The organism is Pseudomonas sp. GM30, assembly GCF_000282275.2.
Lineage (GTDB): Bacteria > Pseudomonadota > Gammaproteobacteria > Pseudomonadales > Pseudomonadaceae > Aquipseudomonas.
Genome location: NZ_AKJP02000026.1, coordinates 257,683 through 269,925 on the forward strand (window position 1 = coordinate 257,683; position 12,243 = coordinate 269,925).

9 protein-coding genes are annotated in these 12,243 nt (G+C 60.6%); 8 read left to right on the forward strand and 1 reads right to left on the reverse strand.

Annotation, left to right across the window (positions count from 1 at the left end; translation table 11 throughout):
• Positions 1-137 precede the first annotated feature (137 nt).
• The 8 genes from PMI25_RS16820 (at position 138) to PMI25_RS16855 (ending at position 11,736) form a co-directional block, all read left to right on the forward strand.
• A complete protein-coding gene (locus PMI25_RS16820) occupies positions 138-485 on the forward strand; it encodes a hypothetical protein (RefSeq protein WP_007963547.1) in 348 nt (115 codons plus the stop codon).
• 15 nt (positions 486-500) lie between these two features.
• Entirely contained in the window at positions 501-953 is a 453-nt protein-coding gene (locus PMI25_RS16825) for a DUF805 domain-containing protein (RefSeq protein ID WP_007963550.1), read from the forward strand.
• A gap of 273 nt (positions 954-1,226) precedes the next feature.
• Positions 1,227-2,480 carry a multidrug efflux RND transporter periplasmic adaptor subunit MexE gene (mexE, locus tag PMI25_RS16830; protein WP_007963552.1) on the forward strand — a complete coding sequence of 418 codons (1,254 nt, stop codon included), beginning with the start codon at positions 1,227-1,229 and terminating at the stop codon, positions 2,478-2,480.
• Between the two features lie 15 nt (positions 2,481-2,495).
• Positions 2,496-5,684: an efflux RND transporter permease subunit gene (locus PMI25_RS16835; RefSeq protein WP_007963553.1), complete on the forward strand. Its 3,189-nt coding sequence runs from the start codon at positions 2,496-2,498 to the stop codon at positions 5,682-5,684.
• Positions 5,684-7,105 carry an efflux transporter outer membrane subunit gene (locus PMI25_RS16840; protein WP_007963554.1) on the forward strand — a complete coding sequence of 474 codons (1,422 nt, stop codon included), beginning with the start codon at positions 5,684-5,686 and terminating at the stop codon, positions 7,103-7,105. Before PMI25_RS16835 ends, PMI25_RS16840 begins: the two co-directional genes overlap by 1 nt.
• Before the next feature lie 265 nt (positions 7,106-7,370).
• Entirely contained in the window at positions 7,371-8,426 is a 1,056-nt protein-coding gene (locus tag PMI25_RS16845) for a tetratricopeptide repeat protein (protein WP_007963555.1), read from the forward strand.
• Positions 8,427-8,566: 140 nt separating this feature from the next.
• A complete protein-coding gene (locus tag PMI25_RS16850; RefSeq protein ID WP_007963556.1) occupies positions 8,567-10,069 on the forward strand; it encodes an ATPase domain-containing protein in 1,503 nt (500 codons plus the stop codon).
• A complete protein-coding gene (locus PMI25_RS16855; RefSeq protein ID WP_007963557.1) occupies positions 10,066-11,736 on the forward strand; it encodes an ATP-binding protein in 1,671 nt (556 codons plus the stop codon). The genes PMI25_RS16850 and PMI25_RS16855 overlap by 4 nt, the downstream gene beginning before the upstream one ends.
• Before the next feature lie 116 nt (positions 11,737-11,852).
• On the opposite strand, the gene PMI25_RS16860 is transcribed toward PMI25_RS16855, so the two are convergent.
• Positions 11,853-12,230 carry a response regulator gene (locus PMI25_RS16860; RefSeq protein ID WP_007963558.1) on the reverse strand — a complete coding sequence of 126 codons (378 nt, stop codon included), beginning with the start codon at positions 12,228-12,230 and terminating at the stop codon, positions 11,853-11,855.
• Positions 12,231-12,243: the final 13 nt, after the last annotated feature.

Genomic DNA, 12,243 nt, shown 5'->3' on the forward strand with positions numbered 1-12,243 from the left:
CCTTCAGTCATTTCGCACCCGCGTACCCACGGCAGCAATGATGGCAAAGTGCTAATGACAAATCCGGTAATAAAGTTTAACTTACCGCCGCCCCGACCGTTGGAGGGTCGGGCATTCGCACTCAGTTAAGGAAAACGATGGCAATGGTCTATTGTCGTGCTTGCGCCAAGGAGCTACACGAAACGGCGCTCACCTGCCCCCAATGCGGGGCGCCCCAACAGGCCTGCGTGCCGCAAACGCAAGCCGAAATGCCTTGGCTGGCCATCGTTTCATTGATCCTCGGGATTATCAGCGCACTCACCCTGTTCGATGATTCCGAATGGGACAGGGATGCGATTGTCGGTGTGGGCATCCTCAGCCTTGCGGGCCTCACTTGCGGCATCGTCTGTATCAACCAAAAACACCCAGGAAGAAACCTCGCGATCGCCGGCATCATTTTGTCTGGCCTTGCCGCGTTCGTTTTGTCCTGTCTATCGATTGAATAATTTTAGGGAAAAAATATGAGCTTGGTTTTCTGCCGTGGTTGTGCCAAGGAAATTAGTAGCCTGGCCGTGGCATGCCCACAGTGCGGCGCACCTCAGGCCGCTCAACCGTCCTATGCCAGCGGCCCCGCCATCACCACCGGCAATCCTTACGTGGAAGCGCTGAAGAATTACGCCGAATTCAAAGGCCGCGCCACCCGTCGCGAGTACTGGATGTTTGTGCTGATCAACCTGGGTATCTGCATTCTCATGGGCGTTCTCGACGCCATGCTCAACACCAAGGGTGTGCTCTACAACCTGTACAATCTGGCGATGTTGCTGCCGAGCATTGCCGTCGGTGCACGCCGCATGCACGACACCGACCGCAGCGGCTGGTGGTTGCTGCTGCCGATCGTCAATCTGGTGTTTCTGGTGCAAGACAGCCAGCCGGGGCCAAACCGTTTCGGGCCGAACCGCAAAGGCAACAACTGAGTCACCCCGCAACCCGTTGAACGAGACGGCCTTTACGGCCGTCTCTTTGTTTGTGCAATCGGTACCTGAAGCCGCCGCTGGATTTTTACGGGTGACGCAACACACATTTGTCATCAAACCAATTGATAGCACCCTAACGAAAGGTGCATGCTAGAGGGCTCGAATCGGTCTTATATCATTCCGAATGATAGTTACCTTTGCTTCATTCGATTCGTGCCATCACACCTCGCCGAGCATCATCCGCCCATCTTCAATACATTGGCGGATGATTCCATGGAACAGTCACTCAAACATTTGCGCTTCCCCTTGGCCATGTTGGCCGTGCTGGTGATGAGCGCTTGCGGCAAGACTCCGGAGACTGCCGCCACCCTGCCCGCTGCCAAAGTCAGCGTGGCCAAGGTGCTGGAACAACCGGTCAACGAGTGGGACGAATTCACCGGGCGCCTCGAAGCGCCGGAAACCGTTGAAATCCGTCCTCGGGTCTCCGGCCAGATCGACGAGGTGGCCTTTACCGAAGGCGCACTGGTCAAGAAAGGCGACCTGCTGTTCCAGATCGATCCGCGTCCATTCCAGGCTGAGGTGCGCCGCCTCGAAGCGTTGGTTGCTCAATCCCGCGCCAACGCCACCCGCAGTGAAAACGAAGCCGGGCGTGGCGAACGCCTGCGTGCGAGCAACGCCATCTCCGCCGAGCTGGCCGACTCGCGCACCAGCGCCGCCCAGGAAGCCCGCGCCGCCGTCGGCGCCCTGCAAGCGCAACTGGATCTGGCCAAGCTGAACCTGAGCTTCACCCGCGTTACCGCGCCCATCAGCGGTCGCGTCAGCCGGGCCGAGATCACCGCCGGCAACCTGGTGACCGCCGATACCACCCCGCTGACCAGCGTGGTCTCCACCGACAAGGTCTACGCCTACTTCGACGCCGACGAGCGTGTGTTCCTCAAATACACCCAACTCGCCCGCAACGGCCAACGTGGCGCCACCACCCCGGTGTACATGGGCCTGTCCAACGAGGACGGCAACCCGCACCTCGGTCAGATGAACTTCGTCGACAACCAGGTCAACCCGAAAACCGGCACCATCCGTGGTCGCGCGGTGTTCGACAACAGCGACGGCACCTACACCCCGGGCCTGTACGCACGGCTGAAACTGGTCGGCAGCGGCACCTATAACGCCATGCTGATCAACGACGAAGCCGTCGGCACCGATCTGGGCAAGAAGTTCGTGCTGGTGATGGATGCGGACAACAAGACCGCCTACCGCGCGGTTGAACTGGGGCCGAAGATCGAAGGCCTGCGCATCGTGCGCACCGGTCTGAACAAGGACGACACGATCATCGTCAAGGGTCTGCAACGGGTACGTCCGGGTTCGCCGGTGACGCCTGAAGTGATCCCGATGGCCAGCGAGCAGACCATTGCCGCGCTGGCTCAACAACGTCAAGCGCTGGAAGCCAGCAACCTGCCCAAAGTCGCACCCGCCAAAGGTGCACAGGGTACGGCTGTGAAGCTGGCCGCTACGACCCCACGCGGTTAAGGGACGACAACTCCGATGAATTTTTCCCAATTCTTCATTTCACGGCCAATCTTCGCAGCGGTGCTCTCGCTGTTGATCCTGATCGCCGGTGCGATCTCGCTGTTCCAGCTGCCGATCAGCGAATACCCGGAAGTCGTGCCGCCGACCGTGGTGGTGCGTGCCAACTTCCCGGGCGCCAACCCCAAAGTCATCGGTGAAACCGTGGCCGCTCCGCTGGAGCAGGCCATCACCGGCGTCGAGAACATGCTGTACATGTCCTCGCAGTCCACCGCTGACGGCAAGATCACCCTGACCATCACCTTCGCCCTGGGCACTGACCTGGACAATGCGCAGGTGCAGGTGCAAAACCGGGTGACCCGGACCGAGCCGAAACTTCCTGAAGAAGTGACGCGCATCGGTATCACCGTCGACAAGGCCTCGCCCGACCTGACCATGGTTGTGCACTTGACCTCGCCGGACAAACGCTACGACATGCTCTACCTGTCCAACTACGCGATCCTCAACATCAAGGATGAGCTGGCGCGTCTGGGTGGTGTCGGTGACGTGCAACTGTTCGGTATGGGCGATTACTCGCTGCGGGTCTGGCTTGATCCGAACAAGACTGCTTCGCGCAACCTGACCGCCACCGACGTGGTGACGGCGATTCGTGAACAGAACCGTCAGGTCGCTGCCGGTCAGCTCGGTGCACCCCCTGCCCCGAATGCCCAGAGCTTCCAGCTGTCGGTCAACACTCAGGGCCGTCTGGTTTCTGAAGAAGAGTTCGAGAACATCATCATTCGCTCCGGCGACAACGGTGAAATCACTCGCCTCAAGGACATCGCACGCGTTGAGCTCGGTTCCAGCCAGTACGCCCTGCGTTCGCTGCTGAACAACCAGCCAGCGGTGGCGATCCCGATCTTCCAGCGTCCAGGCTCGAACGCCATCGATATCTCGAACGAAGTTCGCGGCAAGATGGAAGAGCTGAAGAAAGGCTTCCCGCAAGGCATGGACTACAGCATCGTCTATGACCCGACGATCTTCGTACGCGGCTCGATCGAGGCGGTGGTTCACACCCTCTTCGAAGCGCTGATCCTCGTGGTGCTGGTGGTGATTCTGTTCCTGCAGACCTGGCGCGCCTCGATCATTCCGTTGGTGGCGGTGCCGGTATCGTTGATCGGTACATTTGCGGTGATGCACCTGTTCGGCTTCTCGCTCAACGCCCTGTCGCTGTTCGGCCTGGTACTGGCGATCGGTATCGTCGTGGACGACGCCATCGTGGTGGTGGAGAACGTCGAGCGCAACATAGAACTGGGGCTCAACCCGTTCGATGCAACCAAAAAGGCCATGGGTGAAGTGACCGGCCCGATCATCGCCACGGCGCTGGTGCTGTGTGCGGTGTTTGTGCCGGCGGCGTTCATCTCCGGCCTCACCGGGCAGTTCTACAAGCAGTTTGCGTTGACCATTGCGATCTCGACCGTGATCTCCGCGTTCAACTCGCTGACCCTGTCGCCGGCACTGGCCGCTGTGTTGCTGAAAAGTCATGACGCGCCGAAAGACCGCTTCTCCAAAGTGCTCGACAAGATCTTTGGTGGCTGGTTGTTCCGTCCGTTCAACCGTTTCTTTGACAAGGCCAGCCACGGTTATGTCGGTACTGTGCGCCGGGTCATCCGTGGCAGCGGCATCGCCCTGCTGTTGTATGCAGGCCTGATGGTGCTGACGTTCTTCGGCTTCTCCAGCACCCCGACCGGTTTCGTACCCGGCCAGGACAAGCAATACCTGGTGGCCTTCGCGCAACTGCCGGACGCCGCGAGTCTGGATCGCACCGAAGACGTGATCAAGCGCATGTCCGACCTGGCGCTGAAACAGCCAGGTGTGGAAAGCGCCGTAGCGTTCCCGGGCTTGTCGATCAACGGCTTCACCAACAGCCCGAACGCCGGCATCGTGTTCGTGACCCTGAAACCGTTCGATGAGCGTAAAGACCCGAGCATGTCCGCCGGTGCCATCGCCGGGGCCTTGAACGGTCAGTACGCGAACATTCAGGAAGCGTACATGGCGATCTTCCCGCCGCCGCCGGTACAAGGTCTGGGCACCATTGGCGGGTTCCGCCTGCAAATCGAAGACCGGGGCAACCTGGGCTACGACGAGCTGTACAAAGAGACGATGAACATCATCACCAAAAGCCACAGCGTGCCTGAGCTTGCGGGGCTGTTCACCAGCTACACCGTGAACGTGCCGCAGGTCGATGCCGCCATCGACCGCGAAAAAGCCAAGACCCACGGCGTGGCCGTCAGCGACATCTTCGACACCCTGCAGATCTACCTGGGTTCGCTGTATGCCAACGACTTCAACCGCTTCGGGCGTACCTATCAGGTCAACGTTCAGGCTGAGCAACAGTTCCGCCTCGAATCCGACCAGATCGGCCAGCTGAAAGTGCGCAACAACAAGGGCGAAATGATCCCGCTGGCGACCTTCATCAAGGTCAGCGACACCTCGGGCCCTGATCGCGTGATGCACTACAACGGTTTCATCACCGCAGAAATCAACGGTGCGGCAGCCCCCGGCTACAGCTCCGGCCAAGCCGAAAAAGCCATCGAGAAACTGCTTAAAGATGAGCTGCCAAACGGCATGACCTACGAGTGGACCGACCTGACCTACCAGCAGATTCTGTCCGGCAACACTGCGCTGTTCGTGTTCCCGCTCTGCGTACTGCTGGCGTTCCTGGTGCTCGCCGCTCAATACGAAAGCTGGAGCCTGCCACTGGCGGTGATCCTGATCGTACCGATGACCCTGCTGTCGGCCATCACCGGCGTGATTGTCTCCGGCGGCGACAACAACATCTTCACCCAGATCGGCCTGATCGTACTGGTGGGACTTGCCTGTAAGAACGCGATTTTGATCGTCGAATTCGCCAAGGACAAACAGCTGGAAGGCCTCGATCCGCTGGCAGCGGTACTGGAAGCCTGCCGTCTGCGTCTGCGGCCGATCCTGATGACCTCCTTCGCGTTCATCATGGGTGTGGTGCCACTGGTGTTCTCCAGCGGTGCCGGTGCCGAGATGCGTCACGCCATGGGTGTGGCGGTGTTCTCCGGGATGCTCGGGGTGACCTTCTTCGGGTTGTTGCTGACGCCAGTGTTCTACGTGTTGATCCGTAATTTCGTCGAGCGCGGCGAAGCCCGCAAAGCGGCCAAAGCGCACGCTCTGCAAAAGCCACTGGAGGCGCAATAATGAGTCTGAAAGTCTTCCTGCCGAGTCTGCTGGTGCTGGCGTTGAGCGCCTGCGCCGTCGGCCCTGACTACAAGACCCCGGCGACGGAGGCGGCCAACATTACGACCGCCACCGACGGCGCTGCCGGTCAGAAGAACTTTGACCGTTCGAAATTCGAAGGCATCTGGTGGCAGCAATTCGACGACCCGACCCTCAACCAGTTGGTGACGCAATCGCTGCAAGGCAACCGTCAACTGCGCGTGGCATTCGCTCGTTGGAAAGCCGCCCGGGCGATCCGCGATGACGTCAGCAACGATGCGATGCCGACCATCACCAGCCGCGCGAGCAGTGATCTGGCCAAGGGGCAAATCCCCGGCCAGACCACCAAACGGGTCAACAGCGAACGCTACGATCTGGGCCTGGACATGGCCTGGGAACTGGACCTGTTCGGGCGGATCCAGCGCAATCTGGAAGCCAGCGACGCCGACCAGCAGGCGGCCGAAGCCGATCTGTACCAACTGCAAGTCACCATGATTGCCGAACTGGTCGACGCCTACGGTCAACTGCGCGGTGCGCAATTGCGCGAGAAGATCGCCGTGGCCAACCTGGAAAACCAGCAGGAGTCGCGCAAGATCACCATCAGCCTGCGTGACGCCGGCGTCGGTGATCAACTCGACGTCGAACGGGCCGATGCGCGTCTGGCCTCGGTCGAAGCCAGCGTGCCGCAATTGCAGGCGGAACAGGTTCGGCAGAAAAACCGCATCGCCACCCTGCTCGGTGAGCGTCCGGACAAACTGACCGTGGATTTGAGCCCGAAAGACTTGCCGGCAATTGCCAAAGCCTTGCCGATCGGCGATCCGGGTGAGCTGTTGCAACGGCGGCCGGACATCCTCAACGCCGAGCGCAAACTGGCCTCGGCCACCGCGCGAATCGGCGTGGCGAAAGCTGATCTGTTCCCACGGGTCAGCCTCAGCGGGTTCCTCGGCTGGACGGCCGGGCGCGGTTCGCAGATCGGTTCCTCGGCGGCCAACGCCTGGGCACTCGGCCCGAGCATTACTTGGGCGGCGTTCGATCTGGGCAGCGTGCGCGCGCGTCTGCGCGGCGCCGATGCCGACGCCGAAGGCGCACTCGCCACCTACGAGCAACAGGTTTTGCTGGCGCTGGAAGAATCGGAAAATGCCTTCAGCGATTACGGCAAGCGTCAGCAACGGCTGATCTCGCTGATTCGTCAGAGTGAATCGAGCCGCAAGGCTGCCGATCTCGCGGAAATCCGCTACCGCGAAGGCACCACCGACTTCCTCGTGCTGCTCGACGCCCAGCGTGAACGCCTGAACGCCGAAGACAGCCAGGCCCAGGCCGAGGTTGATCTGTATCGCGGCATCGTCGCGATCTACAAGGCCTTGGGTGGTGGCTGGCAGCCGGAAACCGTCGCCAGCAAGTAAGCGTCTCTACAGAGCTCCTTTGGTTGGCCGCAACCAACCAATTTTTTGCCCCGCGTATCATTCGGTCGCGGGGCTTTTTTATGCCCGCCCCTGTAGGAGCTGCCGCAGGCTGCGATCTTTTGATGTTGCTTTTAAAAAACAAGATCAAAAGATCGCAGCCTGCGGCAGCTCCTGCAGGTCAATTCGCAAGCACGGGTTTGACTCATGGCCTTCTCTGACCGAAGCTTGCCCCTCTGCTATAGAACGCCAGTTCACGGAAATCTGCATGCCTCAGTCCCGCCGCTACCTGCTCATCAGCCTTGGCCTTGTGCTGCTCGTCGTCATTGCCTGGTTATCCCTGCGCTCCACCGCCCCAGTGGTGCCAGAAGCGATCAAGCGCGGCTACAGCGAAGCCCTGACGGCGGCCCGTTCCGGTCAGCCGGGAGCCGCGAGGCAGTTGTATCAGCAGCTGGGACGCCCGGACCTGTCGGTTAAACGCAGTGTCTGGCTGCTGGCCGAGCTGCCCAACTACCCAAGCCCGCAAGCGCTGAAACTGGCCGACGCTCACCTGCAGAATGAAGCCCCCGAAGTACGGCTGGCGGCGATTCAAAGTGTGGTCGGACTGGTGCCCGGCGGACAACGCAGTCTGTTGCTCGGGCCGATGCTCGACGATGAAGACCAAAGCGTACGATTCGCCGCGATCAACGCCCTGCTCGGCCTGACGCCGGATGAACTCGGTCTGTATTTCGCCCCGCTGCAGCAAGCCATCGATGGCTGGGAACAAGCGCTCAAGGGGCAGCCGGAAAGCGCCGCCACCTATGCACAACTGGCGCGCCTGTATCTGCACAACGCCGAACTCAAACAGGCCCAGCAAGCGCTGGACAACACCCTGCGGCTGGAGCCGGGCAATCTGCCGGCGCTGGTAATGCAGATCGATGTTCTCGACCGTCAGGGCCAGAGCGACGCCGCTCGCCAGTTGCTCGCCAAACAACTGCAGGCGCAACCGGATTCCGCCTACCTGCAGCACGCGCTCGGGCTGTGGCTGTTGCACCACGGCCAGCGTGAGTTTGCCCTGCTCGGGTTGTCCAAAGCGGTGGAACTTGAGCCGGACAACAAGGATTACCGCTACGACCTCGCCACCACCCTGCACGCCGCCGAAGAGCTGGAAGCGGCGCAAAAGCAGTTGCAGGAAGTCGTCCAGCGCCACCCCGCCGACCGCAAGGCACGGGTGCTGCTGATCAATTACTGGAAGGAAAGCGGCCAGTTGCAGAACGTGCAGATTCTGCTGGCGCAACTGGAACAGATGAACCCTGATGACCCGGCATTGCAGCAGGGCCTTTGAGCCTTTACCCGCTGATTCAATGACATTTTGATATCGAAACCTCGGAACCGTCATGACTGGCAGCGGTCAAGTAATCAGGTAGAGCACAACGGCTGATACAGCCTGCTGCCTCGATTCCCCTAGTCATGAGAGGGCATTCTTTGTCTACGTCCAACGAGTTGATCAGTGCAAAAGCCGCCACCGGCATCATTGGCCTGGATGACATCCTTGCCGGTGGTCTGTCCCGAGGGCACGTGTTTTTGCTCGAAGGTGAACCCGGTACAGGCAAAACCACCGTCGCGTTGCATTTCCTGATGGCGGGCGCCCGTGCCGGCGAACGCTGCCTGTACATCACGCTGTCGGAAACCGAGCGTGAATTGCGCCAAGGTGCGGCCTCCCACGGTTGGGAGCTGAACGAGAACATTGAAATCTTCGAGCTGACGCCACCCGAAAGTCTGCTCAACGCCGAGCATCAGCAAAGCCTGCTGTACTCCTCCGACCTGGAGCTGGGCGAAGCCACCAAGCAGATTTTCGAAGTGGTCGAGCGCTTCAAGCCGACCCGCGTGGTGCTCGACAGTCTGTCGGAAATCCGCCTGCTGGCGCAGAGTTCGCTGCGCTACCGCCGTCAGATTCTGGCGATCAAACATTACTTCGTGCGTTACGACGCCACCGTGCTGCTGCTTGACGACCTGACCACCGAGTCCCTCGACAAGACGGTGCACAGCGTCGCTCACGGGGTGATCCGCCTCGAAGAACTGACGCCCAATTACGGCGCCGAGCGCCGCCGCGTGCGCATCGTCAAGTATCGCGGCCAGAAATACCGTGGCGGTTACCACGACTTCACCATCATGGGCGACGGCGTGCATGTGTTCCCGCGACTGGTCGCTGCCGAACACCGTGGCGACTATCCGCGCCTGCAATTGACCAGCGGCATCAAGGAAATGGACGCCCTGCTCGGCGGCGGCATCGAGACCGGATCCAGCACGCTGATTCTCGGCCCGGCCGGTACCGGCAAATCGCTGATTTCGATGATCTTCGCCGCCGCCGCCGTAGCACGCGGCGAAAAAGCGGCGCTGTTCATCTTTGATGAAGAGCTGGGCCTGCTGTTCGAGCGCATGAAAAATATCGGCATCGACCTCAAGGCCCTGCAAGCCACCGGCAACCTGCTGATCGATCAGGTCGACGCCGCCGAGCTGTCCCCCGGCGAGTTCTCGCACCGGGTGCGCCGCTGCGTCGATGAAGGCAATATCAAGACCGTGGTCATCGACAGTATCAACGGCTATCAAGCCGCGATGCCGGAAGAAAATGCGCTGGTGCTGCACATGCACGAGCTGCTGCTGTATCTGAACCGCAAAGGCGCGGCGACCTTCATGACGGTTGCCCAGCATGGCCTGGTCGGTGACATGCAGGCGCCGGTCGATATTACTTACCTGGCCGACACGGTGATCCTGCTGCGCTACTTCGAAGCCATCGGCAAGGTCCGCCGAGCCATTTCCATCATCAAGAAACGCACCGGCAACCACGAGTCGACCATCCGTGAATACCGCATTTCGAGCCAGGGCATGACCATTGGCGAACCGCTGGAAGCGTTCCAGGGTGTGTTGCGGGGCGTACCGACTTACCTTGGCGCGAGCAATCCGCTGTTGCGGGAAGAAACCTTGTGACAGCTTCCGTATCACTGCCGGAACGGGCGCTGATTCTGGCGCCCATGGGTCGGGACAGCCAAGTGGCGCTGATGATCCTCAATGAGGCGGGTTATGGCGGCGTCATCACCCCGGATCTGGGCGCACTGTGCGCAGAACTGGAGCCCGGTGCCGGGCTCTTGTTGATTGCTACCGAAGCCCTGCGTGGTCCCGAGCTGGAAAGTCTTCTGCACTTTCTGGAACAGCAGCCGGCCTGGTCGGATCTGCCGATCGTCTTGCTCACCCATCACGGCGGCCCGGAACCGGGCCCCTCCTCGCGCATGAGCAAACTGCTGGGCAACGTCACGTTCCTTGAGCGCCCGTTTCATCCGGCGACCCTGGTCAGTCTGGTCTCGACCGCCCTGCGCGGGCGACGACGACAGTACGAAGCCCGCGATCGCCTGATTGATCTGAGTGAAAGCGAACGCCGACTGCAATCGACCCTGGAAACTCTTGAGCAGCAGGTCGAAGAACGCACCGCACAACTTCGCCACAACGAAGAAGCCTTGCGTCAGTCGCAGAAGATGGAAGCGGTCGGTCAGCTGACCGGCGGCATCGCCCATGACTTCAACAACATGCTCACCGGGATTATCGGCAGCCTTGAACTGCTGCGCCGGCGGCTGGCTCGCGGACGCCTTGATGACCTCGACAGCCTGATCGACCTGGGGGTCACGTCAGCCAACCGCGCGGCCGGCCTGACCCACCGTTTGCTGGCGTTTTCCCGCCGGCAATCGCTGGACTCCAAAGCCGTGCAGATGAACACACTGGTGCTGTCGATGGGCGAGCTGCTGCAGCGCAGCCTCAACGAAAGTATCCAGCTGGAGATGCGCCTTAACGACCAGTTATGGATCGCCGAAGCGGATCCCAATCAACTGGAAAGCGCCCTGCTCAACCTGGTACTCAACGCCCGTGATGCGATGCCCGAGGGCGGCAAACTGGTGGTCGAAACCAGCAACCAAGTGCTTAAGCCGGAGTTCACCGAGGCCTACCCGAATCTCGAACCCGGCGACTACGTGATGCTCAGCGTCACCGATAACGGCAGTGGCATGCCGCAGAGTGTGGTCAGCCGCGCGTTCGATCCGTTCTTCACCACCAAGCCGATCGGCCAGGGCACCGGGCTGGGCCTGTCGATGATCTACGGCTTCAGCAAGCAGTCCCGTGGTCATGTCTCGATCGACAGCGAAATCGATCAGGGCACCACGGTCAAACTCTACCTGCCGCGCTTTCGCGGCGAAGAGCTGGAGCATCCGGTGTCCGATGTTCAACAGGCCCCGGAAGCGCTGGACGGCGAAACCGTGTTGATCGTCGAGGACGACCCCGCCGTGCGCGTACTGGTCAGCGCGGTGCTCAGTGAGCTGGGCTATGCGTTTGTCGAAGCCGGCGATGCCGATGGTGCAATGCCGATCCTCAACTCGACGCAGCGCATCGACCTGCTGATCAGCGACGTCGGCCTGCCGGGCATGAACGGCCGGCAACTGGCGGAAATCGGCCGCCAGTATCGGCCGGGATTGAAGGTGCTGTTCATCACCGGGTATGCCGAGCACGCCGCAGTGCGCGGTGGCTTCCTCGACCCGGGCATGCAGATGATCACCAAGCCGTTCACTTTCGATCTGCTGACCGCCAAAGTCCGCGAGATGATCAAGAACTGATCCCCCAAAAACAACTGTAGGAGCTGCCGCAGGCTGCGATCTTTTGATCTTAAAAACAAGATCAAAAGATCGCAGCCTGCGGCAGCTCCTACATGGGGAATATCAGCCGCTATGGATCAGGCCAGCAATTCCTGAATCTTTTCCTGCAAGACGTCCAGATCGAACGGTTTTTCCAGGATCGGCGCCTTTTGCGTGATCGGGCTGCCGGTCTCGCGGATTTCCTGCGGATAGCCGCTGATGAAGATTACCTTCAGATCCGGGCGCAGTTTTACTGCCGGCTCCGCGATCTGCACGCCGGAGATCCCGCCCGGCAGGCGGAAGTCAGTGATCAGCATGTCCAGATGCGGCTTGCTCGCGAGAATCTCGAACGCCTGCTCGCCGTTTTCGGCCTGCAACACGCGGTACCCCTGCCCCGACAGGTAATCTGTCAGCACCATCAAGATAACCGGTTCGTCCTCGACGACGAGTACTACATCTTGTGCATCTACGCTCATGGGAAGCCTTTGT